Source organism: Alteromonas aquimaris (assembly GCF_026183695.1).
GTDB classification, from domain to species: Bacteria; Pseudomonadota; Gammaproteobacteria; order Enterobacterales; family Alteromonadaceae; genus Alteromonas; species Alteromonas aquimaris.
Genome location: NZ_JAPFRD010000010.1, coordinates 156929 through 179645 on the forward strand (window position 1 = coordinate 156929; position 22717 = coordinate 179645).

At 44.8% G+C, this 22717-nt stretch carries 21 protein-coding genes; 6 read left to right on the forward strand and 15 right to left on the reverse strand.

Annotated features, from left to right (window positions below; translation table 11 throughout):
- Positions 1–77: 77 nt before the first annotated feature.
- Entirely contained in the window at positions 78–1136 is a 1059-nt protein-coding gene (gene yejK / locus OPS25_RS08395; protein WP_265617239.1) for a nucleoid-associated protein YejK, read from the reverse strand.
- Between the two features lie 159 nt (positions 1137–1295).
- Between yejK and OPS25_RS08400 the strand changes: the two genes are divergently transcribed.
- Both OPS25_RS08400 and OPS25_RS08405 read left to right on the forward strand, forming a co-directional pair.
- Positions 1296–1511, forward strand: coding sequence for a YejL family protein (locus OPS25_RS08400; protein ID WP_265617240.1), 216 nt, complete (start codon positions 1296–1298; stop codon positions 1509–1511).
- An 11-nt stretch (positions 1512–1522) separates the two neighbouring features.
- On the forward strand, positions 1523–3052 hold the full coding sequence (locus OPS25_RS08405) for a DUF3413 domain-containing protein (protein WP_265617241.1): 1530 nt from the start codon (positions 1523–1525) through the stop codon (positions 3050–3052).
- On the opposite strand, the gene OPS25_RS08410 is transcribed toward OPS25_RS08405, so the two are convergent.
- The 6 genes from OPS25_RS08410 to OPS25_RS08435 all read right to left on the reverse strand — a co-directional run bounded on the left by OPS25_RS08410 (position 3027) and on the right by OPS25_RS08435 (position 9228).
- The gene (locus tag OPS25_RS08410) at positions 3027–3596 is read right to left on the reverse strand and encodes a D-glycero-alpha-D-manno-heptose-1,7-bisphosphate 7-phosphatase (RefSeq protein ID WP_265617242.1); all 570 of its coding nucleotides are present in this window, start codon (positions 3594–3596) and stop codon (positions 3027–3029) included. The two genes, OPS25_RS08405 and OPS25_RS08410, sit on opposite strands and share 26 nt — an antisense overlap.
- Positions 3586–4443 (reverse strand): putative RNA methyltransferase, encoded by an 858-nt coding sequence (locus OPS25_RS08415; RefSeq protein ID WP_407080223.1) that lies wholly within the window; start codon positions 4441–4443, stop codon positions 3586–3588. Before OPS25_RS08415 ends, OPS25_RS08410 begins: the two co-directional genes overlap by 11 nt.
- Before the next feature lie 86 nt (positions 4444–4529).
- A complete protein-coding gene (gene mmsB / locus OPS25_RS08420; protein WP_265617244.1) occupies positions 4530–5417 on the reverse strand; it encodes a 3-hydroxyisobutyrate dehydrogenase in 888 nt (295 codons plus the stop codon).
- A 1-nt stretch (position 5418) separates the two neighbouring features.
- Positions 5419–6558 (reverse strand): enoyl-CoA hydratase/isomerase family protein, encoded by a 1140-nt coding sequence (locus tag OPS25_RS08425; protein ID WP_265617245.1) that lies wholly within the window; start codon positions 6556–6558, stop codon positions 5419–5421.
- A gap of 12 nt (positions 6559–6570) precedes the next feature.
- On the reverse strand, positions 6571–7725 hold the full coding sequence (locus tag OPS25_RS08430) for an acyl-CoA dehydrogenase family protein (RefSeq protein ID WP_265617246.1): 1155 nt from the start codon (positions 7723–7725) through the stop codon (positions 6571–6573).
- 12 nt (positions 7726–7737) lie between these two features.
- Positions 7738–9228 carry a CoA-acylating methylmalonate-semialdehyde dehydrogenase gene (locus tag OPS25_RS08435; RefSeq protein ID WP_265617247.1) on the reverse strand — a complete coding sequence of 497 codons (1491 nt, stop codon included), beginning with the start codon at positions 9226–9228 and terminating at the stop codon, positions 7738–7740.
- A gap of 183 nt (positions 9229–9411) precedes the next feature.
- On the opposite strand from OPS25_RS08435, the gene OPS25_RS08440 reads away from it, so the two are divergent.
- Positions 9412–11142, forward strand: a complete 1731-nt coding sequence (locus OPS25_RS08440) for a response regulator (RefSeq protein ID WP_265617248.1) — start codon at positions 9412–9414, stop codon at positions 11140–11142.
- Positions 11143–11810: 668 nt separating this feature from the next.
- On the opposite strand, the gene OPS25_RS08445 is transcribed toward OPS25_RS08440, so the two are convergent.
- Positions 11811–12677: an NAD(P)-dependent oxidoreductase gene (locus OPS25_RS08445; protein WP_265617249.1), complete on the reverse strand. Its 867-nt coding sequence runs from the start codon at positions 12675–12677 to the stop codon at positions 11811–11813.
- Positions 12678–12777: 100 nt separating this feature from the next.
- Here OPS25_RS08445 and OPS25_RS08450 point away from each other — a divergent pair, with 100 nt between their 5' ends.
- Positions 12778–13272: a glutathione peroxidase gene (locus OPS25_RS08450; RefSeq protein WP_265617250.1), complete on the forward strand. Its 495-nt coding sequence runs from the start codon at positions 12778–12780 to the stop codon at positions 13270–13272.
- Here the strand turns inward: OPS25_RS08450 and OPS25_RS08455 are convergent.
- Entirely contained in the window at positions 13244–14011 is a 768-nt protein-coding gene (locus OPS25_RS08455) for a methyltransferase (protein WP_265617251.1), read from the reverse strand. The two genes, OPS25_RS08450 and OPS25_RS08455, sit on opposite strands and share 29 nt — an antisense overlap.
- Positions 14012–14013: 2 nt before the next feature.
- A complete protein-coding gene (locus OPS25_RS08460; RefSeq protein WP_265617252.1) occupies positions 14014–14775 on the reverse strand; it encodes a Nif3-like dinuclear metal center hexameric protein in 762 nt (253 codons plus the stop codon).
- A 108-nt stretch (positions 14776–14883) separates the two neighbouring features.
- On the opposite strand from OPS25_RS08460, the gene OPS25_RS08465 reads away from it, so the two are divergent.
- Positions 14884–15261 carry a hypothetical protein gene (locus OPS25_RS08465; protein WP_265617253.1) on the forward strand — a complete coding sequence of 126 codons (378 nt, stop codon included), beginning with the start codon at positions 14884–14886 and terminating at the stop codon, positions 15259–15261.
- A gap of 38 nt (positions 15262–15299) precedes the next feature.
- Here OPS25_RS08465 and OPS25_RS08470 read toward each other — a convergent pair whose 3' ends face one another.
- The 5 genes from OPS25_RS08470 to OPS25_RS08490 all read right to left on the reverse strand — a co-directional run bounded on the left by OPS25_RS08470 (position 15300) and on the right by OPS25_RS08490 (position 21624).
- Positions 15300–15749, reverse strand: a complete 450-nt coding sequence (locus OPS25_RS08470; protein ID WP_265617254.1) for a YaiI/YqxD family protein — start codon at positions 15747–15749, stop codon at positions 15300–15302.
- Positions 15746–16390 carry a thiopurine S-methyltransferase gene (gene tmpT, locus OPS25_RS08475; RefSeq protein WP_265617255.1) on the reverse strand — a complete coding sequence of 215 codons (645 nt, stop codon included), beginning with the start codon at positions 16388–16390 and terminating at the stop codon, positions 15746–15748. Before tmpT ends, OPS25_RS08470 begins: the two co-directional genes overlap by 4 nt.
- Positions 16391–16393: 3 nt before the next feature.
- Positions 16394–17023 (reverse strand): TetR/AcrR family transcriptional regulator, encoded by a 630-nt coding sequence (locus tag OPS25_RS08480; protein ID WP_265617256.1) that lies wholly within the window; start codon positions 17021–17023, stop codon positions 16394–16396.
- Between the two features lie 9 nt (positions 17024–17032).
- Positions 17033–18046, reverse strand: a complete 1014-nt coding sequence (sohB, locus tag OPS25_RS08485) for a protease SohB (protein WP_265617257.1) — start codon at positions 18044–18046, stop codon at positions 17033–17035.
- 923 nt (positions 18047–18969) lie between these two features.
- The gene (locus tag OPS25_RS08490) at positions 18970–21624 is read right to left on the reverse strand and encodes a VolA/Pla-1 family phospholipase (RefSeq protein WP_265617259.1); all 2655 of its coding nucleotides are present in this window, start codon (positions 21622–21624) and stop codon (positions 18970–18972) included.
- A gap of 311 nt (positions 21625–21935) precedes the next feature.
- On the opposite strand from OPS25_RS08490, the gene OPS25_RS08495 reads away from it, so the two are divergent.
- Entirely contained in the window at positions 21936–22682 is a 747-nt protein-coding gene (locus OPS25_RS08495; protein WP_265617260.1) for a YciK family oxidoreductase, read from the forward strand.
- The last annotated feature ends 35 nt before the right edge of the window (positions 22683–22717 follow it).

A 22717-nucleotide genomic window follows, 5' to 3' on the forward strand; every position in this document is an offset into this window, starting at 1 on the left:
GCTATTCACTTTTTAAAAATTAAAAAGTGAATAGTGAAAAGGATTAGTATACGTGTTTTAACTTGCCTTCGCAGGCGTTATTCCGTGCCTGACTGCCGGTTTAACTGATCTTTAAGGTTGGGTGGAATGCCTTTAATCGTCAAGGTGTCAGTACTCGGATCGTAAATTACCCTGTCGCCAAGTAATTTACGTTCAAAGCTTAGACTTAGCCCGCCGCCCTGGCCGGTAAATTTTGCCAATTGCTTAAGTGCTGCCGGATCAGGCTGGAAGGAATCTTCCAATGGGGCCTCCAGAGAGGAGGTGAATGCTTTAAAATTATGTTGCGACGCATCATCACTCGGAAGACGAGAAGACAATTCTGTTACCGACAGATTTTCGCCACTATCAATTTTTTCTTTAAAGTAGGACTTTACTTCCTGACGATGTTGTTCCTGTTCCTGAGGGGCTAGATTTTCGCTGGCCAGGTATGCATCCACGGTGCTTACGAGCTGTTTGTTTTGTTGCTTGATATCCACTAATTCCTCGCAACCAACAAACTGCATAAAGAAATCTGATACCTTTCTGCCCATACGGCCTTTGATAAAAGAAATATACCGCTGCTGTTCAGGCTGAATCTGCCACTGGGTTAAATCAATTCGCACCGCCAGTTGCATTTTAGCCAAATCAAGATGTTCCCGCGCAGATAGTTCAAGCTCTTGGTTAACTTCAACATGGGAGCGGGTATTAAGTAATGTAATCATTAAATACTGGGTCGCCAAATACTCATATTGACAAAAAATCAAGAAACCCGTCTCGACCTGTCCCGTATCTGTCAACGCCTTTATGAGCTGACTGGTAGAAGCTAGCGAAAACTGATGAAACTGTTGCTCTAAATCTTCCCCGCCGGTTTTTTGTGCCGTTACAAACGCTTGTAAAGATTGGTTAAAAGGGAGGCTGTCATCCTCACTGGGTGGGTTGTCAACGAAGTGCCCCACTCCTTTACCTGGTTTAGTATTAAAACTGTGGTTTATTTGATGCGCCAAGTGCTCAATTTCCGGCGTAACAGCAAGGCATTTTTCGCGGGGAATTGCCTGTATTTTGCCTTCATCGTTTACCACGATACGATGAACAACAAAATGATGAATCAGTGCGCTCATAGAGTAAAATTTGCCTTTTTATTAAAAATTGTTTGAAAAATACCCGAGGATAAGGGAGTTTTGTGAATCAATGATTGTTATCACTCAAACAACGATTATAATCATTTTATTCAAGAATTTATTCTTTTTATAAAAGAAAACATAAAAAAGAGACAACACATGCCTCAACAAAGCCGTTATCAGGATAAAGATTTTGAAGCACTCATGAACAAAGTCATTCTGACACTGGAGCAGGAAGGTGCCGACCGTGACTTATCCCTGATGGTTCTTGGGAATGTGGTCACGCACATTATGAATACACAAATTCCGGCCTCAAACCGCAAACAATTCGCTGCACAATTCACCGACATACTCAAAAAAAGTATTAACGAGTAACCTGACGCATTATGATATTAGCTGAATCGCCAAGACGGCAACGCGTTACAAAGCTGGTTAGCTGGGGTCACTGGTTTGCATTTGTAAACATATTTCTGGCTCTGGTCATAGCTTCAGTTTTCATTTTTTCTTCACCAAGCCCAAATTCGGCGATTGGAACTCTTTACTTACTGTCCAACTGGTTTGGACACATAGGGTTCCTAACCTTTGCAGGTTTTGTCATTTTCATTTTACCTTTGTGCTACTTAGCGACCAATGCAAAAGTGATAAAAGCTGCTGCCTCAGTCATTGCGGCAATTGGGCTGGCGCTTTTAGCCTTCGATGCATTGCTATATAACCGCACTGGCTTTCATATCAATTTCAGTTCAACGGACTTGTTGCGCAGTGAGGCGCAGACGCAAATTAGCCAGTTTGGTATTCAGCAGTGGGGATATTTGCTGCTTCTGTTTGTAATTTGGCTTGGCTTTCAGTTGTTATTAGCCAATGCTATCTGGAAGCGCATGGATCGCTTCCAACAGCGTAAAATCGGCATGCTCGTGACCGTTTTTTTCATCGTATGTTTTGTTAGCAGCCATGCGGTGCATGTATGGGCGGATGCGGCTTTATACCAACCGATAATCAAGCAGGACAACATGTTTCCTTTGTCTTATCCTGCCACTGCGAAAACAACCATGTCACGTTATGGTTTGCTGGATCTGGAAACATATGAAGAACGTAAGCAATTGCAATTTGCTCCAGATATTCATCAGATAGTTTATCCGACTGAGCCTGTTTATTGCGCTATTGATATCGCCAATACCATGTATCTCATCGTGCAAACGGACAATGGAAATGGGCTAGAGCTCGACTCGTTGAATTTAAATAAAACCAACAATTATTTTACCAATGCCTCTTCCCTGGACGCCCTAATTATGTCTACTTTATTTGGCGTGCCTGAAATTTACTTTGAAACCCTTACCCAGGAACGGCCAGTATTAATGGAACTGCCGGAAGCGTTAGGCATGCCGGTTGCCATTCATATCGATGAATCATTACCCACCAGTATGCTTAACGATTATAGGCAGGCAATGGAAAATACAGGAGCAGGATTGCACATTGCTTTTCTCCCTGCATCCAAGATAAATGCTTTCTTAGAGGACGAGAAAGTGGATTTTGAAAAAAATGGTCTTATTATTGCGACGGGCTTTGCTACCGGGGCTGGCGCTCAACGTGGAACCTTATTGACGAACTTGGATGTGAAAGCTGACGCGATTAGTACAGAAGATTTGGCCCCCACCATACTAAATTCACTTGGGTGTAACGCGCCTAGTCACTACTACTCTACCGGCCAGGATTTCACAAATCCGCAACGCAACTGGCTGGTAAGTACTTCAGGGGAAAGGGTCGTGGTTATCCATGAAAATCAGCGTATCGAAGTGTTAAGCAACGGCAGTTATGAAATTACTAATATTGATAACGGCAATCGTAGCAACGCTCCATTAAACGTGGACTTGCTTAGTCGAGCTATAAAACAGCTTACGCGTTTTTCCCAACCCCATTAGGATGAATGGTCATAGGATCGATTTCAGATAAAGTGTTATAGCTATGGGTACAGGATGAAGCAATTTGATTTTGTTTTATTTCTGTTACCCAAAGTCTGACAGGTATCCCTGCAGCTTCCGCCGCTTCTAAATCCCTTAAGCTATCACCTATCATAATTGATTGCGACAAATCGACTCTATAGTCCTTAGCAGCTTTAAAAAATAAGCCAGGTTGGGGCTTTCTACATTGACAATCAGCAAGATACTCACCTCTAGCATCGGTGGGGTGATGCGGGCAAAAGTAGACCGGAATCGGTGCAATATCATGTTCTGCAAAGCGTGAATTCATCCACTCACATAACTTTAAAAAGGTTTCCTCTGTATAGAATCCTCTGCCGATACCTGATTGGTTGGTAATAATAATGGGGATGAACCCTAGTTTTGTAAATTGTTTAATTAGCTGAAAGATGCCGTCCATAAATTCAAAATCTGCAACGTTTCCCACATACCCCTTATCAACATTAATAACGCCATCCCGATCGAGAAATAACCCTTTATTGAGCATGTTCAGCCTCGTTTCCATTTTCTGGCAGTTGCTGCCAGATTCTTAGCGTAAAGTCCGCCGTTACGCTAGTAAGCTCAGCATCTATTTGAGCTCGCTTGTGATCGTTTAACTTCCAAACGTAAGGCGTCATATCTAATAATCCTTGCTGTCTGACTTTATCGGTAAGATCGAGGTTGAATGAAAGTGCTTCGGTTGCCACATTTTTAAAATCATCTTGCTGCTGATTTAACTGTTCGTGTTGTCTAGGAGTAGCATAAATTCTTTCTTTTAATTCCCACAGGTGGTTACGGCCAGGATCAACGGTTACAAGGATCCCGCGGGGTGCTAAGACTCTTTTGTATTCACTCATTTTGCCAGGTGCAAATACTTGCAAGATAATATCCTGTGAATTCGCCTGCAGAGGCAATTTAAAATTACTTCCCACAGCAAATTGGCACCCCTTGTAAGCTTTCGACGCTAACTCGATGGCCGGTTTGGAAATATCTATCCCTGCACTCTTCACGCCAGCGCCGTGTTGGGCCAGGCTATCAGCGAGGGCTGCTAAATAGCTGCCCTCGCCACACCCCGCTTCAAACAAAGATAGTTCGCTTACCTCGTGGAAGGGGACAAGCTTCGATATCAAGCGACTTAGTTCATCCATTAGTGGTTGATACCCTTTCGTCGCGTGAAACAGGCGACGTGCTTTGACCATTTGTTTATTATCCCCTGGTACAAGAGAGTGTTTGTGTTGTACGGGTAGTAAATTGACGTAGCCTGCCTTTGCTTCATCATAACTATGTCTATTTTTACACATCCAGATCTTTTGCGTTTTGCGCAAAGACTCTGAACAAAGCGGGCATAACCACATGGTGGGGTAACTCGTGCGGGAAATTAATGGTTTGAATTATATCAAGTTATGCCAAAAGATGAAAAGAGAGGGCTTTGCCCTCCCCTTTAGGATTTGTCAAATAGCTGAAAGATACTAGAAAAATCTTTATTGGCATTGCCTTTATTTTGATGTAGTTTGTATAAACTTTGTGCCGTTGCGGCCATAGGAGTGGAGGATTCGCTGGTCGCCGCCGCGTTCATGGCCAACGTTAGATCTTTATTCATCAGTTTGACCATAAAGCCCCCCTGATAATCTTTAGATGCGGGAACATTCTCCATAACACCAGGGCACGGGTTATATTTTTGCAACGTCCAGTTACACCCTGAGCTTTGCAACATAATATCTGATACCACTTTGGGGTCTAATCCGTTGTCGATGGCAAGCTGAAGTGCTTCTGATGTACCTGCCATTAATACCGCCAGTAACATGTTATTACAAATTTTTGCTACCTGCCCGGCCCCAGTATCGCCAGCGTGGAATAAATTTTTTCCCATACACTGGAGTACAGGGGTAGCTTTGGCGATAGCTTCAGCATCTCCCCCCATAATAAATGTCAAAGTACCCGCTTGAGCACCAGCAGTACCGCCTGAAACCGGTGCATCAACAAAAAGTCTACCCGCTTTTTTCACAGCTTCACCGACTACTCGTGCTGACTCGGCATCGATGGTGCTTGAATCAATCATCAGGGTGCCGGGACGGGTGGCGTTTATTAAGCATTGTTCACCCATATACAGGGATTTTACATGCTTCGCTGCGGGTAACATGGTAATGACCACATCCACGTCTTTCACTGCGTCGGTGGCACTCGTTGCCGCTTTGGCCCCTTTACTTTTTAATGCGGAGACAGCATCGTCCACCAAGTCAAACACGGTTACCTGCATACCACTTCTAATCAGGTTTTCGGCCATGGGAGCACCCATGTTTCCTAAACCAATAAACGCTATTTTATTCATTTTATTCTCCTAACAACGCAAGTGGATGATTTTCGGTCGCCCATGGTGACGTGAAAAAGTGTTCAATCAAGCTCATTGGCACTTCTTCTATCGACTCATAGCGCCAATTCGGCGTGCCATCTTTATCGATGAGCAAAGCTCTTACACCTTCCTGGAACTCACCCACTTCGCCGCATCGGCAAGACATGATAAGTTCCATTTTAAAGCACTCTGCTAAAGACAAATCAGCGCCACGCTTGATTTGTTGATGAACTAAGTGTGCCGTAATGGGTGAGCCAGATAAAAATGTCTTTTGCGCGCGTGACAACCACTTGTCATCGGTGGTCTGCATCGTTTTAATATTTTGCGCTACGTCTGATAAAAAGTTGGAGTTACATAATTCATCGATTAAAGATTGATGACTTTCCACATTAGAATGCGGAATCTGCTCTTCCGCGGGGGCAAAATCGGATAATAACTGACTAAGTTGTGTTGGCACATCATCTTCCGTCAACCAGTCATACGACAATAACGCAGTTAGCACGTCGTCTCTGGAGGCATCGGTGCACACATGGTCGGCTAAACCCAGGTATCGCGCATCGGCTGCATTCATGCTTGCGCCCGTCAGCCCTAGAAATAGTCCACTCTTTCCAGGTAGACGGGGAAGAAAATAACTTCCTCCCACGTCCGGGTATAATCCAATTGTTATTTCAGGCATCGCCAAGCGCGAACTCGGGGTGACAACACGATGGCTGGCACCACATAACAGTCCCATGCCGCCGCCCATTACGATGCCACTGCCCCATACCACCACGGGTTTAGAATAGGTATGAATCGTGTAATCCAACTCATATTCCACAGTAAAGAATTCTTGTAAGAAGCCTGGAATAGCATCGGGTGAGGCTTTCATTGCTTGGTGCATGGAGACGACATCTCCCCCTGCACAAAACGCCTTTTCACCAAAACCGTCAATCAGCACCATGACAACATCTTCCCGATTTTGCCAGCTTTTAAGCGCATCAAGCATGATCTTCGCCATTTCAAGATCAAGAGCGTTAAGAGCTTTCGGTTTGTTCAAGGTTAAATGTGCAAGGATTTGACCCGAAGAGGTCTCTTTTTCCTGCACGAGTACAGGAGACTGCATGTCCAGGCTCTCTACCATTAATTCTACTCCTTATCGAATCTCTCGTTCGTCGCTAATCAATCGTCTACCTATGATCACGCGCATAATTTCATTGGTACCTTCAAGGATTTGATGAACACGTACATCACGAACATGGCGTTCGAGCGGATATTCCTTGATATAGCCGTATCCACCGTGAAGTTGCAGCGCTTCGTTACAAACCTTGAAGCCGATATCGGTAGCGAAGCGTTTAGCCATGGCACAGTACGTTGTTTTGTCTGCATCACCGTTGTCTAATTTAAACGCCGCTAATCGCACCATCTGGCGAGCAGCAACAAGTTCCGTCGCCATGTCAGCCAGTTTAAATTGCAAGGCCTGAAAGGCGGCGATAGGTTTGCCAAACTGTTCTCGCTCCTGCATGTAATTCCGGGCGGTATTTAACGCCTGTTGGGCGGTACCAATTGAACAGGTAGCGATATTGATGCGGCCACCATCTAAACCTTGCATCGCTAATTTAAAGCCTTGGCCTTCATCGCCTAAACGCCAGCTTTTTTCCAACTTCACATTGTCGAAGGTTATCATGCGGGTAGGTTGAGCATTCCACCCCATCTTCTCTTCGGGCTTACCGTAACTAATTCCTTCAGCATCCGCTGGTACCGCGAAGGCCGACACCCCTTTGGGGCCATCTTCTCCGGTGCGGGCCATCACCACTAATACGTCCGTACTGCCGGCACCTGAGATAAACACCTTACTTCCATTTAAAACGTATCCACCATCCTGCTCTTTCGCGGACGACTTAAGCGATGCCGCGTCAGAACCGGCACCCGGCTCTGTCAAACAATATGAGGCAAGTTTTTGACCGGTAACCAAATCATCACACCACTGGTCTTTCACTTCCTGCTGCCCCCAGGTGGCGATCATCCAGGTGGCCATATTGTGAATAGTTAACATGGCGGTGGTAGTGGTACAGCCCATAGCCAGCTCTTCGAAAATGATTGAAGAATCAAGCCTTGACAGACCTAATCCACCACTTTCTTCAGGTGTATACAGACCACAAAAACCTAACTCGCCTGCTTTTTGGATAGCTTCAACAGGAAAGTGGTGCTCTCTATCCCATTGCGCCGCGAACGGCGCAAGTTCTTGTTCTGCGAATTGCTTTGCCGTTTGGGCAAAAGCAATTTGATCTTCTGTTAGCTCAAAGTTCATGCCTTTTCCTGCTTAGTCCAATGAGATAGTCATGTTAGGGCCGCCTGGAATGTCACCTTCCAACCAGCGAGAGGTGATGGTTTTGGTTTCTGAATAGAAACGAATAGCCTGCTTTCCATAAGCATGCAGATCGCCGTAAAACGAATTCTTCCAGCCCGTAAACGAAAAGAAAGGTAGTGGAACTGGAATGGGAATATTGATACCAACCTGACCCACCGTGACTTCACGCTGATACTTTCTTGCCGCCGGTCCGCTATTAGTGAATATAGAAGTACCATTCCCGTACGGGTTAGCATTGACCAATGCTAACGCATCTTCTAATGAGTCCGCGCCCATGCAGGAAAGCACCGGCCCAAAGATTTCTTCTTTATAAATATCCATCTCAGCCGTAACGTCAGAGAACACCGTCGGGCCTATCCAATTACCATTTTCATAGCCTTCCAACGTAAAGTCAGAGCCATCAACTAGGCACTTAGCACCTTGCTCCTTACCTTTTTCGATCATGCTCAATACGCGCGCTTTGGCTTGTGGACTGATAAGTGGACCAAAACCGGCATTTTCATCGTCCCATAAACCAGGCTTAACTTTACTGATTCGTTCAGCTAATTCTGGGATCCACTTTTGTGATTCGCCAACAAACACGGCCACCGAAATAGCCATACAACGCTGACCAGCCGCTCCAACGGATGCGCCCACCAGGTTATTTAACACATGTTCCTTATTAGCATCAGGCATAATGACCGTATGGTTCTTCGCGCCTGCAAAACACTGAGCGCGCTTCATATGCGATGTAGCGGTACGGTAGATGTGTTGTCCAACTGGTACTGAGCCAACGAAAGATACGGCTTTAATGCGGGGGTCAGTAAGAAGAGGCTCGACCTGCTCTTTACCACCGTGTACCACATTCAATACCCCGTCCGGGGCCCCTGCTTCTCTAAATAATTCAGCCAACTTCATCGGCGTCAATGGATCTTGCTCCGAGGGCTTAAGCACAAACGTGTTACCACACGCGATAGCCATAGGGAACATCCACAATGGAATCATTGCGGGAAAGTTAAATGGTGTAATACCAGCACATACCCCTAGCGGCTGAATATAGCTGTAAGTGTCGATACCACGCGCTACATTTTCAACCGTTTCGCCCATCATAAGCGACGGTACATTCATGGCTTGCTCAACCACTTCGATACCACGCCATACATCACCTTTGGCATCATCGAAGGTTTTGCCCGTTTCAGAAGCAAGAATTTTTGCGATGTCCTCTTGATGCTCTTTTAACAACGCCTGATAACGCATCATAATACGAGCACGTTGAGTGACTGGCACTTCTCGCCATGTTTCAAACGCTTTTTCTGCGCTAGCAATGGCCGCTTCCATCTCGGCGTCTGTCGCGCGAGGAGCCTGGGCGATAACTGAATTATCTGCTGGATTTGTTACATCGATAAATGAATCACAGGAGGATTGAACGAATTCTCCATTGATGAGTAAAGGGACCTTTTGCATTGCAACCTCAACATAGTATGGTCTGTAATGGTGATACAGTACCTAAAAGTTACCCTTCACGTAAACGTAAACCTTAGATGCGTTATCCCATTACATGTAAATTTAATGTGACAGCTATGTCATATTAACAGTTCAGTTGCGAATTATCCTATTACGTTTATAGTGGGATGTTAAAAATTGTTCATGTCACTTTGCACTTGTCATCCAGTCGTCGATTATGCTGATGCCGTAGAGGAAATTGAAATGTTGTATCGATTGGCCATCGTTGAAGATAATGCAACTGCGAGAGCAAACTTGCGCAGCCATATATTGCCACTTGGACAATTTGATATCAGTAGCTTTAGTAATGGCACCGAACTTAAAGCAGCGCTAAAAAAACAGAATTTCGAACTCATTCTGATGGATTTTCACTTAGGCCAAAGTAAGACGGGCGTAGAGTGGATACAAGAGCTCAGACAAAGTCGTTATATTAAGCCAAGTACCGGTATCATTTTCATCACTTCCGACAGAATGCCACAAACAATCGGCCAGATAATTGACGTTCACCCAGACCTGTTAATTATTAAACCCTATACGATTGGCAGCATCACTCGGGCGATAATGCATTACATTGACTATAGAGAATATGCTTCCTCAGCGCTGTTTTCGTTAGACAATGATGATCCGCGGGATGCATTAGCCAAACTGACTGCTCTTATGCGAAAAGCCTTACCCCCAAAAATAAAGTCAGATGTACAAAAGCTAAAAGCACGGCTGTTAATTGAAGCCGGACAGGTGAAACTAGCTAAAAATTTATACGATTCAGTATTAGAGCGATCCGAAAAAGTATTGTGGGCTCAGTGGGGTAAAATTAAGTGCGAATATATCAATGGAGATTGGCAACATTGCACGCAACGTCTCCACTCGATGGTAACCACGAACCTGGCTAAGGATAAAGCACTTGAATGGTTGGCTGGGTTAAGTTTTGAGCAACAAAACTGGAATCAGACTGAATACTATCTGGAACAAATAAATGTAAGTGATCTAAGCATTCAGGCCACTAAACTTAAATCCATCGCCTATCAGAAACAAGATAAAGTGATCGAAGGCATCGACCTTTTACAACGTAAACGTGACGTTAATCGAGCCGCAAAAGATAAATACACGGAGTTCACGTTCGAGCTTGCCGCATTTTATTTAAATATTGCCGAACACCAACCGCAAAGTAATCGCGAACAAAGTCTTATGCAAGCGAAACGCTTAGTGGGTGTAGCCGGTCGCAATCAGGGTGAGTTACAACTCGTCCAAAAACGGGATTATCTGCTTGCTCATTCTGCTTTATTAGAGGGTGATGAAGAGAAAGCTCGTCACTATTTAAGCGGGGATAACATGCAAGTGTTTGTCAGAACTGACCCTGCCACTCTTTTAACAGCAGCTAAAGTGTACAGTGCACTGGGAGATAAAGAACGCGCCAAAAGTCTTGTCGTAATGGCCCAGCAACGTAATCAGAAGTCGCTGAGCATCGCGGAGCTAGTAAGCAATAACGATGCGATATTCACTGGTGAAATCAATATGGGCATTGCAGAGGAGCGAGCGGCCGAGCTGAATGAAGAAGGCACCTTATTGTTTGTAGATAAGAAATACGCAGCGGCAATGGATAAGTTTTATCTGGCTTTTCAATTGATGCCTGAAGTAGCAGCCTTCCCACTTAATCTACTGCAATGTATGGTTGAAGCAAAACAAGCCGTATTCAAACGATGTCACGTGACCGAACTGATTAGTTCACTTCAGCAGATGCGTCAAATGAGTGCTCCAAACCTAAAACGATTTGAACAACTGCAGCAGTCAGTAGCAAAGAAGGCGAATATATTTTTAACTCCCCCACCCAGTGGGGATGAGCTGCCCCCGCGGCCATCTAAAGAGAATCACGCTTAGGCGGAAATCCAGCTAGATTTAAGTTAAAACAGTTACAATGTAGGCAGGTGCTCAGTTTGGGCTCACATTCATCATCAAAAAATTCAGGTTAGCCCCTCCTTTCGAAAGTAGAATCAGGCCTCCCACTACACCTAATTAATGCATTATAATTTTTCTCACCGAGCCGATATACAACGCTGATGTGAACCATGCTTTGTAATAATTAATTTTTTGTATGCCGCACTTATGGCAAGGTTAACCACGGCAATTTATCTTATTATATCGATCGACACTGATGTTTGCTCTCTCAGCGCGTGAGCTTTTACACTTTTAACAAGTGACAAGCCAATTGTGGAAAGGTTTAGTGGGTCTAAATCGAGCGTAATGGGAGCCGCGCAAAAGTGTAAAGAGCCGCGTGCAAAGGGAGATAGAGGCGGATATCTATTCTGCATGGCATTGGCTCGTAAGGCTTTAACATTCTTCACTTCTCATCAAAGCCCCTTGACGAGAGACCCGCCTCTATCTCGGCGCTGATCAAACATCAAGGCGGTTTGCTATTATTCATGTATGCATAATATAAGACAACGCAAAGCGTATTCATCACTAGAATGCCTATGAGCATACTCACCAGCCTTTCGCATTTGTTCGGATAAAAAGCAACACCTTCAAATCTGCCAGGCTTTGTCTGTTTATTTTTTATTTAGGCGTGTAAGCAAGCTTGAGGTGTCCCATCGGTTACCACCCAGCTTTTGTACGTCGGCATAATATTGATCGACCAGAGCGGTGAGTGCCAGCGTAGACCCGTTTCTTCTTGCTTCGTTCAGGGCAATAGCAAGATCTTTTCGCATCCAATCTACCGCAAAACCAAATTCATATTCGCCCTTTAACATGGTGTGGGCGCGATTTTCCATTTGCCACGACTGGGCCGCGCCTTTACTGATGACATTAATAACCTGTTCACAGTCTAAGCCAGCCTGTTGACCAAAATGAAGGGCTTCTGCCAACCCCTGCACAATCCCTGCAATACAAATCTGGTTCATCATTTTAGCAAGTTGCCCGCTACCACAGTCGCCCAGTAACTGACTATGTCGTGAATAACATGCCATAACCGGTTCGACCCGTGCAAAGTGTTCCTGCTCTCCCCCACACATAATAGTAAGTTGTCCGTTCTCTGCTCCCGCCTGACCTCCTGAAACAGGGGCATCAATGAAACCTAGCCGGCATTCTTTCGCTTTTGAATGCATGTTGCGGGCAACTTCTGCTGAGGCAGTAGTATGATCAACCAATATTGCCCCTTCTTTCATGTTAGCCATCAACTGACTGGCAACAGCCACCACATCTTTATCATCCCCCACGCACATAAAGACAATATCCTGACCGTTCGCAGCGTCATCAAGAGACTTGGCCACCTTGCCAGGATGAGACCTGGCCCATTCTTGCGCTTTTGCCTCTGTGCGATTAAAAACCGTTACCTCGTGCCCCGCTGCAGCAAGGTGTCCAGCCATGGGAAACCCCATGACCCCCAGGCCCACAAAACTCACTTTGGATGTATTCATGATTTAATGCTTTAAAATAACTTGATTATTGTGAGGTGATACTATCAAAGAATCGCTACATCATATATCTTCAATATAAAGGTTACAGCGAAGAAAACATATGACTAAGTCGGTACACAATTTTACCGCGACTAAAAATGATGGTAGCGAAGTCTCACTGGATAAATATGCGAACCAGGTTCTACTTATAGTGAACACTGCTAGCAAATGTGGGTTTACGTACCAATACGCAGGCTTGGAAAAGTTACATAAGGAGTTTTCAGAACAAGGGTTTTCAGTGTTGGCGTTTCCCTGCGATCAGTTTGGCCATCAGGAGCCTGGTAGCGACGAAGAAATAAAGCAATTTTGCACTACCCATTACGCTACCACTTTTCCGTTATTTAAAAAGATAGAAGTCAATGGTGAGAATACGCATCCGTTGTTTGACTACCTTAAGAATGAAGCACGAGGAATACTGGGATCAAAACGCATCAAATGGAACTTCACCAAATTCTTAGTTAGTCGAGATGGCACAGTGGTTCGACGGTTCTCTCCCGCTATTAAACCTGAATCGTTAGTCAGTGAAATCAGGCGTTATCTGGCAGAGGCTTCTTAATAAGTAGATGGACATACTTCCCCATCCACATGAAGGGCTCCTCTTGACAGTACTTCATCTCCAAATTTAGCAGTTCTTGCTCCTGCTCACCTTCCGGCTTGACTTTCATATAATCATGAAAACAGCGCACGCCAGTGACTTTTTCAACCTGTAAGCCGCAGTTTGTAACGTGCTCAATCACCTGCTTGGGGCGTAACGGATTTTTGGGATTCAAACGGACCTGATTCCTAACTTTCAACCCACGTGCTATGTAATCAAAATTTCCATAGATCGCATTGGTGAACAGGGTCGCATCATGATTAAAGAAAGTTAAACTCAATTGGCTACCTGCCTTCATTTTCACAAGAATATGGGACAAGGCTTCAAGCGGTGAATGCAGCCATTCAAGTACAGCATGACAAATGATCACATCGTATTGAGAAAGGTCGTCTATTTCCTCTAGGGTTTGATGGCGAAACTTAACGTTTGTAAACCCGTCTAAATTTAGCCTGGCATGTTCCAATATTTCTGCCGAAGCATCCGTAAATACGACATTATGGCCGACTTCTAACAGCGCTTTCGCCATTAAACCGGTTCCCCCTCCGATTTCAATGACATTTGTCGGAGGGGAGCGTAAAAGGCTTTCTATGGCATACAAAAGTATCTTATGTCTTAGTTGTCCTTTTGTAGTGCCATAAATGTTGGTGGCAAATTTGTTGGCCAGACCGTCAAAGTGGATGTCAGATTTCTTTTCTTTCATACTTAGGCGGGATTATCAATATCAACAAATTCGACATTCACTTTAAGTGTGGATGCTAAATGCTCACCAACCGCCTTAACACCATATCGCTCGGTGGCATGATGACCGGCAGCGCAATAGAAAATGCCAGATTCCCTTGCTATATGGGTAGTTTGTTCTGATATTTCCCCACTAATAAAGGCATCAATACCTAATTGAACAGCTTGTTCAATAAAACTTTGCCCACCTCCCGTACACCACGCAACCTTAGCGATACGTCTCGTTGAATCACCCACCACCACTGGTGCACGATTAAGTTTCCGTGAAATTAATGCAGTGAATTCTTCGCTTGATTTAGGAAGAGCGTAGTGCCCTTGAAAGACAATACCTTCAGGAACAAACGAAGGTACGGCGTGAAGCCCGTCAATCTCCAATATTTTACCTAGCTGTACGTTATTACCTAGCGTTGGGTGAACATCAATGGGTAAGTGATAGGCAAACAAATTAATGTCATGTTTTATGAGTGACGCAATGCGGCGATATTTTATCCCGGTTAGAGCAGGCGCCTCACCTCTCCAAAAGTATCCATGATGAACCAGCACGGCATCTGCCTTACGAACTATTGCCGCATCGATTAGTGCTTGTGAAGCTGTAACGCCGGTAATAATCGAATCAATACTGGGTTTACCTTCAATCTGCAGCCCATTAGGACAATAATCATTCACTTTATCTGGTTGCAAAAGGTCTGTTAACTCTTGTAGCAAAAGCTGCCTGGTAATGCTCACAATTTCACCTAAAATTAGACATCTCGTTAAGAAAACGTTATAAAAACATAGTCTATAACAATTCGCATTGATTTTATCATTAACCAGGAACAAAGAGTCATAATTAAAATGAGTGATTTAGATAAAGATAAGGTAATAGCTGATTTCACCAAAAACTTTAAAAAAGCCGAAGGGAAAGAACCTGAGATAGAAGCTAAGGGTGGCTGGTACAGCGTTAATGGTGGAAAAAATATGCGTCTTGCTCAGCTTCAGGAATGGTCTGACGAACTAGCAGGTGGCAAAAAAGCTGAGACGGATTCAAGCCCGGCTAAGACGAAAACGTCAACCCCAAAAAGTGAGTCTAAAAAAAGTAAGACTAAACAAAAGACTACTAAAAAAAGCAGCTCGAAGAAGAAGTCTGCCGCTAAGAAAGGCGATTTTTCGGTGAAAGCGTTCTGGGCAGAAAAAACTGAACAGGAAAATCCTGGTTCGCGCCCTCCTCGCTAAGTAAGAACCTATCCCGCCTTCTTAAAATAAGAAGGCGATTAGCCTTTTACTTTCCTTAACGTGCTGTCTAAGAAATTGGCAAAGTTTTGTTTGTCTTTCTGACTAAGTGCTGGTGGACCTCCAGTTTGCACACCACTACTGCGCATGGTATCCATAAAATCTCTTATATTGAGACGCTGCCTGACATTCTGTTTGTCTAACACGTCACCCCTTGGGGTAAGCACCAGCGCGTCTTTTTCAACAACCTCCGCAGCAAGCGGTATGTCAGAGGTGATAACAAGGTCATTTGCACAAACCCGCCGCACGATTTCATTGTCAGCTACATCAAATCCTTTCTCTACTTGCAGAAGATTCACGAAGCGATTAGCTGGTAAGCGGAATGAATGATTCGCGACAAAAGTGGTTTCAGTTTGTGTTCTAAGTGCAGCTTTAAACAATATTTCTTTAATCACCACCGGACATGCGTCTGCATCCACCCAGATTTTCATGTGTCTTCCCTCTTCGTTAGTAGCCACGCTGAGCTAGTAGCCTCGCATTTACCTTTTAGTTTTGCCGGCAACGCTGACGTCTCTAAAGCTGTTATCGAAAATGAGGGCGCATAATACGACCTTATATCTTCACCAGTGATAGCAAAAGGAGGACCATCCATGAGTGACCTGTCGTAATCTACTGTGATGAGTAATTGCGAAGCGTAACTCGAGATAACCGGAAGATGCTGGATATAACGGTTTCTCAACTCAGGTGGTAAAGCGACCAGCGAGGCGCGGTCGTATATACAGTCAACATCCAGCAGGTGAATTTGTTTTAAATCGAAAAAATCCCCTTCATAGACGGTGATGGCAGGAGCGGAATACGCAACAAACTTGCCCATAGTGGTAATTGTCGGCGTAAGCTGAAGTTGTGCAAATAATGCCTCAATAGCTTTGCGGCTTAGTTCGACGGCCGTGACTGTATAACCATTTTCGAGTAGCCAACCGATGTCCAGCGTTTTACCACATAAGGGGACAAATACATGCCCGCCCATCGGACAGATCCGTTGGATATATTTGATTAAGCGTGTATTGACGGTATCTTCATGAAACGCTATTTCCTCGCTTTCCCACCGTTCGATCCAAAACTGTTTTTCCATATATTATCCACTTGCCCTGCTAACACCGCTTTCAATTCCGCACGCTACGAAAGGTACTAAATGCCTGATAACATCTTCCATATTTACTTGTTGATGAAAGTCTGACTCAGCTATCTCTTTTAATGCCTGGCTGGATGACATTGAGAATACGAAACTCCCCAAGGCAAAATGCAGCCGCCAAAAAACTTCCTCATCTTGAATATCAGGCAGACAATTCTTTATCATTGCGATGAGCTTAGAGATTGTCGCCCCATAATGCGCCATGATAAAAGCTCGCAAATGTCCTTGCGTTTCATTGTAGCCCCGTCCGAGTAGCTTCACAAAAATCTCGGTACCGTCAGGACGCAGTTTGTTAAGTGACATCACTGGTTTAACCAGCCGTTCTAACACGGTGTGCACCGTCTCGGTACGAGAAGCTAGCAGAGATTGCTCAACCAAAGGCATGAGCGCATCGAAATAACGCTGCAAAACGGATTGGATCAGGTTTTTTTTATTACCAAAGTGGTAATTAATTGAAGCAAGATTTACTTCTGCTTTGGCTGTGATTTGCCGCATAGATGTTTGCTGAAAACCCTGTTCAGCAAAAAGCATTTCTGCGGCATTTAATATACGTACTTTGGTCTTAGCAGACATGGCTGAAAATTAGAACCAGCTCTTGGCCTGACTTAACACACGCATCACTGTTCGCTCGGCTGCCTGGGCGAAAGAAATCCCAAGTTTTTCCGCCATGTTCTTCTTCACCGTGTACTTCACACTGAATATTTCACGTTGTGGATAGTGAGAGAGTATGTAGTCATCTGACGTCATGATCTCATCGACTAAGTTAAGTTCTTTTGCTTTCGTTCCTGGCCAAAACTCTCCCGTGGCGACTTTGTGAATATCCATTTGTGGACGTTGACTTTGTACATAATCCTTAAACATATCATGAATTTCTTCTATTTCTTCACGGAATTTAGCCCTGCCTGCATCGGTATTCTCGCCAAAAATAGTCAATGTACGTTTGTATTCGCCCGCAGTGTGCTGCTCAAATTCGATATCATTTTTCTTGAGCAATTTATGAAAGTTTGGCAATTGCGCTAACACCCCAATTGAACCAATATAAGCAAATCGAGAAGCAAGTAAATAATCCGCAACACAGGCCATCATGTAACCGCCACTGGCCGCCACTTTATCGACCGCAATCGTCAACTTAATGCCCTTATCTTTAAGGCGCTGTAATTGCGATGCGGCCAACCCATACCCATGCACTACCCCACCACCACTTTCCAGACGTACTAGCACTTCGTCTTTTTCGTTGGCGACACATAAAATAGCAGTGACTTCTTCACGCAAACGTTCGACTTCGTGTGCATCCATTGAGCCATGAAAGTCTATTACGAAAAGACGGGATTGATCTTTGGGCTCATCTTTCTTCGATTTTTCTTCTTTTTTCTGCTCTTTTGCCAGCTTTTTAAGCGTTGCCTTATCTAACAATACCGTGCGAGCGTATTGAGTAATATCTTTTAACTGATTTGTAAGCGATAGAATTTCCAGTTGGCCTTTGCCTTGTTTTTGCTTACTGGCAGCCCCTGCTATGGTTGCCACAATCACGATTAAGGCTACAACAAGGGTTACTGCTTTCGCCAAAAAGAGTCCATATTCGTACAAAAACTCCAAACTTGTCTCCTTCAAAAATAAAACAAAAGGATCACAGCGGTCCTTCTGAACTTTACAATTACCGCTAGTTTACCAGTGTTAACTTTCTCTGACGACAACGTTAACGGGTTAATTTTCTTTTTGTCAATTTTCACTTTAGTGAAAACTACAGATACATCTGGGCAAGACGAAAGCCAGCTAAAGCTGAACCATCGGGATCGAGCAGTGTCGTCGATACATAAGGAAAGCGATATAGTGCTTCATGTTGTTGTATGTACCTAGTTCGGGTTAATAAATATGCTTTTACAATGAGCGGTTAAGTTCATATGTTGACAATGCTTAACGTCGGCGAGCTTTAAATAGTTTGATTATTTGGATACGAGAATCCCTCCTTACACAAACCTATCTCGCAGGCGATAGGTTCATTGCCCATTCGCCTTACGAATGGTACTGAGCAAGAATTCCTTTATCGTCGTCTGGATTGCGTCTCTCGGTTGGGTGGGGAGCGCTAAGCATACCCCTAACTCTCGCCTTCTCCCCCTCTACCAACGCAAACCAATACCCCACCGCATTGCTCTTTAATCAGCTCAGAGATAGAGGCGAGTCTCTAGTCAAAGGGCTTTGGTGAGAAGTGAAGGATGTTAAAGCCTTTCGAGCCAATGCAACGCAGAATAGATATCCGTCTATATCTCCCTTTGGACCCGGCTTTATACACTTTTGCGCGGCACCCATTGCGCTCGATTTAGACCCACTAAGCCTTTCCGCAATTGGCTTGTCACTTGTCGGAAGTGTAAAAACTCACGCGCTGAGTGAGCAAACATCGGTGCGGATTGCTATAAGATAATTAGCCCGACAATTAGTATGTGGCCAATATCGCTTTTCAAAAAAAAAGCCAGCTTACGCTGGCTTTGAACTTTTAACTAGAAGCGTGCATCCCGCCTTATCTAATTCGCTACTACTTCTTCGTTAGTAATAACGATCGCCGTAGCATCACTCGAAATATAGCCGGCAACTTCTCGTTGCATCTCTTCAGTTACATCAGGATAAACTGGATTCAGACTTGACCCATGTACCCCTTTAACAAACTTCACTTGCCCGCTTATTGTGCTCTCACTGGTGACAGTTGATGAAACCTGTTCAAGACCAATAATAGCGGCCAGCGGATTCTGACCAGAAAGCGGCAGCGTTGTGGTAGGTGGAATTACCTGATCCGGCAGATTCTCCTCACTTCCATCTCCAATTACGGTCATCATGTGTACTGGGGTATTTTCACCCAACATTTTGCCGTAATTATTCGGGTCTCCAGCATCTAAAACAGTTTGCGCTGCAAATGCAAACCGACTAAGTGTAGATTGCACTTCAGCGAGTTGCTCTGGTGTGGCATTTTCGTCGAATTCACCAACTGCTGCCACCAGTTCCTCATCCGATAAATCCGCTGGGGCAGTTTCAGGGTAAAGCTGCCCTAAAAGAGCGACAAACTCTGGTGAACTTTCACGCAATAAGGAACCTTTGACCAAATCACCGAATGTCGGCGACTCTAACAAGAATGTTGCGACACCGCCCCCTGGTGACTCTAATGAGGCCTCTTTCACGGCATACATGCCATCAAGCGCGCCTAACTCGTCACCCATAGTTGTATTAGCTACAGCAGCGAAATTACCACCAGTCATCGCGCCTAGCGACACACCCATCACAGAAACTCTGGAAAGATCAAAATCAGCCGCTTCACCGGTGGTCATATCTACAACTGCATTCAGACCAAGACGAAGGCCGAGTAAATCAGCCACGCTTTGACGCAAATTATCACGTGCGGTAGGCAGACTTGCCAGGTTCATATAATGCGTAGCACTTACTGTCGTGGCGTTGATCTCATCGCCTTCTTGTGTTGGGTCAAGATCATAACCACGGCTGCCGTGAAGGGGGTGGTCGATAGCCACCGAGGCAATACCTGCAAGCGCAAGCGTACCAGAAATTGCTAACATATCTTCTTTCTGACTGGTAATACCGTGAACAAGGATCACCACTGGCCACCCTGCTTCAGGCTTAGCAATCGGAGACATACCAACAGAGGCGAGAATTCCATTTGCCACATCTACATTCGGAACCGTTACCTGCACATCTAAGGTAACGTTGCCCTCATCAGATCCCTTTTCTTCTGGGATAGGGTTAAACCGCGTGATATTACGGTCTTTATCCAGCAGTTCACCATTTACCCGCAGGTCAGACAAACCAAGTTGCTGACACATTTCAAAATTAGGTCCTGGTGTAGCTTCGGCTAGCACTTCATCTGGTGCGCCCGCCAAAACAATTCCACTGTCACATGCCGCACTCCAAAAATCCGTTACCGGCGCAGTTGGATTGTCAGCTGTGGGTACACCTAAGTAGTAAGGCAGACTGACAGTCCCTTCGTAGCGCTGAGCGGCACAAAATGGTCCGACTTCGGCTAAAATACCTGCAGATAACTCCGCCGCAAAAGTGTCTAATCCTGCATCAACCGTAGGGATGCCGGTAGTGCTGCCCGTAGCCAGGACAAACGCGCCAGCCTGAGCAGTAAATAAACCATCACAGGTTTGTAATGAACTGAAGTCCGTAGCCGTCACAAATGGCTCGAGTGAAGCCGATTCAGGAGGCAATTCACTGATACCTAGCAATACCGCGCCCGCCAATGTCTCATCATCAACCAGATTTAATGTTTCCATTGAATTAGTTGGGCCTGTTGCATCGGTAATGACAATTGCAGGTAACGCAGTTCCGGCTGTAGGGTCGCCTGCTGCACTTCGAGCTGCAAATTCAGCTACCATTTTTTGTTTGATAGATTGTAAGGCAATATCAGTAGATTGCGTGGTAAACGCAGAAACATACGTGATGTTTTCACGCTCGAACCCTTCTTCGAGTAAGGGGTCAATATAGCTATTAACCAACGTTTGCAACTGCAGTTGTGAATCACTTGATAACGGATTGGTATTAATGTCCTGACGAACTAAATCCCACGAGGTTGAGCCCTGTACTGCGTTACCATTTGAGTCTTTCAAATCGGTGGTCATCACCAGCATATGACCTTGTGATGCCTTTAACGGCCTTAGTGGTACAACCGAGATGGTATCACCGTCTAATAAGCTCAGCACATAGTCAACCCCAAAGGTTAACTTATCGCCTATTTTACAGCCTGAAGAAGGGATTTCCGCTTGAGCGCAATCAGGGTCGGTTTGATCCAGACCTAACGTCGCTTCGAAAATATGCACACCCGCAGACAACGTTGACTCATCAAGGGATGCCCCCTCTACCGTGTTAACATTGATGACGAAGGGATGTTGTGTAGACCAGCCATCCAAAATATTCAATGCATTTTGAGGATCAGAAAAATCAGTAGGGTCTGCCACCGGAATATTCAATGTATAGTCAAAGAATCCATCGTCACCCGGTAACATTAGAAGATCATTTGGCGTGTTTAGCTCACCATTTGCCGGGTCGAAAACTACGCGGGAAGATGGTGCTACGGTAGGTGTTTCTGCCTGAATATCTTCGATGGTTTCACCACCGCCACAGCCTGCAAGTCCAAGTGCAAGAGCAACACTGGAGCTGATAAAGAGTTTTCTCATTGTTTCTCCCTTTAATTCTTTGTTGTTATTCTATCTTTCGCTCTACTCAATATTATTTCAAACTACCTGTTACATAGAAAAAACATCTTTAGAGCGATTTGTAAACATGTTAGACCAGTTGAATATAGCCAATCTTATTGACTTTGCTGGAACTTTGCAAAGGTTTGTTAATACTTTGTAAGTTTAAGTGCTAAAAATGCGATTCAATTGGTTATTTACTTTGTAGGCTTAACAGGTATCATCCTTCGCCTCCGCTGCTGTTCGGCCAGCGTCAGCTGAATAATATTAATTAGCATTGAGGCAATATTTATATGAACGATTATCAGGCAGTACCCGAGCTGTTAAAAGATAAGATTATATTAATTACGGGTGCAGGTGATGGAATTGGAGCTGCGGCCGCCAAAACGTATGCGGCTCACGGCGCCACGTGCATTCTCCTAGGACGAACTGTCAGCAAGCTCGAACAAATTTATGATGAAATCATTGCCGAGGGTTATCCTGAACCTGCCATTGTTCCGTTGGATCTCAACGGTGCCACCCCAACCCACTATGATCAAATGGCGATGACAATAAAGGATCAATTCGGGCGGTTGGATGGCATATTATTTAATGCATCCATCCTGGGGCACATTGGCCCGTTTGGCGATATTGAACCAGATCAATGGCAACAAATTATGCAGGTGAATGTAAATAGCGCTGCGTTTATGCTTAAGTCACTGCTTCCAGTACTGCGTGCATCTGAGCAGGCATCAGTTATCTTTACCACTTCCAGTGTTGGTCGTGAAGGCCGTTCGTTCTGGAACGGGTACGCCGTCTCGAAATTCGCCACCGAGGGGTTGATGCAGGTCTTAGCCGCAGAATATGCAAACCGAAACATTCGGTTTAACTGTATCAATCCAGGGGCAACCCAGACACAGATGCGTGCTAGCGCGTTCCCTGCTGAGGACGCCAGCACTCTGAAAACGCCGCAACAAATAATGCCGCTGTATCTTTACCTGATGGGCGATGACAGTATCCAGGTCAATGGCCAATCTTTAGATTGCCAGCCCAAGAAATAAAAAAACGAGCCAAAATGGCTCGTTTTTATTCGGTT

What these genes read in the sequence shown, in the direction of transcription:
- yejK (WP_265617239.1), bottom strand. Translation starts at nt 1,136, where the DNA reads ATGAGCGCACTGATTCATCATTTTGTTGTTCATCGTATCGTGGTAAAC.
- OPS25_RS08400 (WP_265617240.1), top strand. Translation starts at nt 1,296, where the DNA reads ATGCCTCAACAAAGCCGTTATCAGGATAAAGATTTTGAAGCACTCATG.
- OPS25_RS08405 (WP_265617241.1), top strand. Translation starts at nt 1,523, where the DNA reads ATGATATTAGCTGAATCGCCAAGACGGCAACGCGTTACAAAGCTGGTT.
- OPS25_RS08410 (WP_265617242.1), bottom strand. Translation starts at nt 3,596, where the DNA reads ATGCTCAATAAAGGGTTATTTCTCGATCGGGATGGCGTTATTAATGTT.
- OPS25_RS08415 (WP_407080223.1), bottom strand. Translation starts at nt 4,443, where the DNA reads ATGTGGTTATGCCCGCTTTGTTCAGAGTCTTTGCGCAAAACGCAAAAG.
- mmsB (WP_265617244.1), bottom strand. Translation starts at nt 5,417, where the DNA reads ATGAATAAAATAGCGTTTATTGGTTTAGGAAACATGGGTGCTCCCATG.
- OPS25_RS08425 (WP_265617245.1), bottom strand. Translation starts at nt 6,558, where the DNA reads ATGGTAGAGAGCCTGGACATGCAGTCTCCTGTACTCGTGCAGGAAAAA.
- OPS25_RS08430 (WP_265617246.1), bottom strand. Translation starts at nt 7,725, where the DNA reads ATGAACTTTGAGCTAACAGAAGATCAAATTGCTTTTGCCCAAACGGCA.
- OPS25_RS08435 (WP_265617247.1), bottom strand. Translation starts at nt 9,228, where the DNA reads ATGCAAAAGGTCCCTTTACTCATCAATGGAGAATTCGTTCAATCCTCC.
- OPS25_RS08440 (WP_265617248.1), top strand. Translation starts at nt 9,412, where the DNA reads ATGTCACTTTGCACTTGTCATCCAGTCGTCGATTATGCTGATGCCGTA.
- OPS25_RS08445 (WP_265617249.1), bottom strand. Translation starts at nt 12,677, where the DNA reads ATGAATACATCCAAAGTGAGTTTTGTGGGCCTGGGGGTCATGGGGTTT.
- OPS25_RS08450 (WP_265617250.1), top strand. Translation starts at nt 12,778, where the DNA reads ATGACTAAGTCGGTACACAATTTTACCGCGACTAAAAATGATGGTAGC.
- OPS25_RS08455 (WP_265617251.1), bottom strand. Translation starts at nt 14,011, where the DNA reads ATGAAAGAAAAGAAATCTGACATCCACTTTGACGGTCTGGCCAACAAA.
- OPS25_RS08465 (WP_265617253.1), top strand. Translation starts at nt 14,884, where the DNA reads ATGAGTGATTTAGATAAAGATAAGGTAATAGCTGATTTCACCAAAAAC.
- OPS25_RS08470 (WP_265617254.1), bottom strand. Translation starts at nt 15,749, where the DNA reads ATGAAAATCTGGGTGGATGCAGACGCATGTCCGGTGGTGATTAAAGAA.
- tmpT (WP_265617255.1), bottom strand. Translation starts at nt 16,390, where the DNA reads ATGGAAAAACAGTTTTGGATCGAACGGTGGGAAAGCGAGGAAATAGCG.
- OPS25_RS08480 (WP_265617256.1), bottom strand. Translation starts at nt 17,023, where the DNA reads ATGTCTGCTAAGACCAAAGTACGTATATTAAATGCCGCAGAAATGCTT.
- OPS25_RS08490 (WP_265617259.1), bottom strand. Translation starts at nt 21,624, where the DNA reads ATGAGAAAACTCTTTATCAGCTCCAGTGTTGCTCTTGCACTTGGACTT.
- OPS25_RS08495 (WP_265617260.1), top strand. Translation starts at nt 21,936, where the DNA reads ATGAACGATTATCAGGCAGTACCCGAGCTGTTAAAAGATAAGATTATA.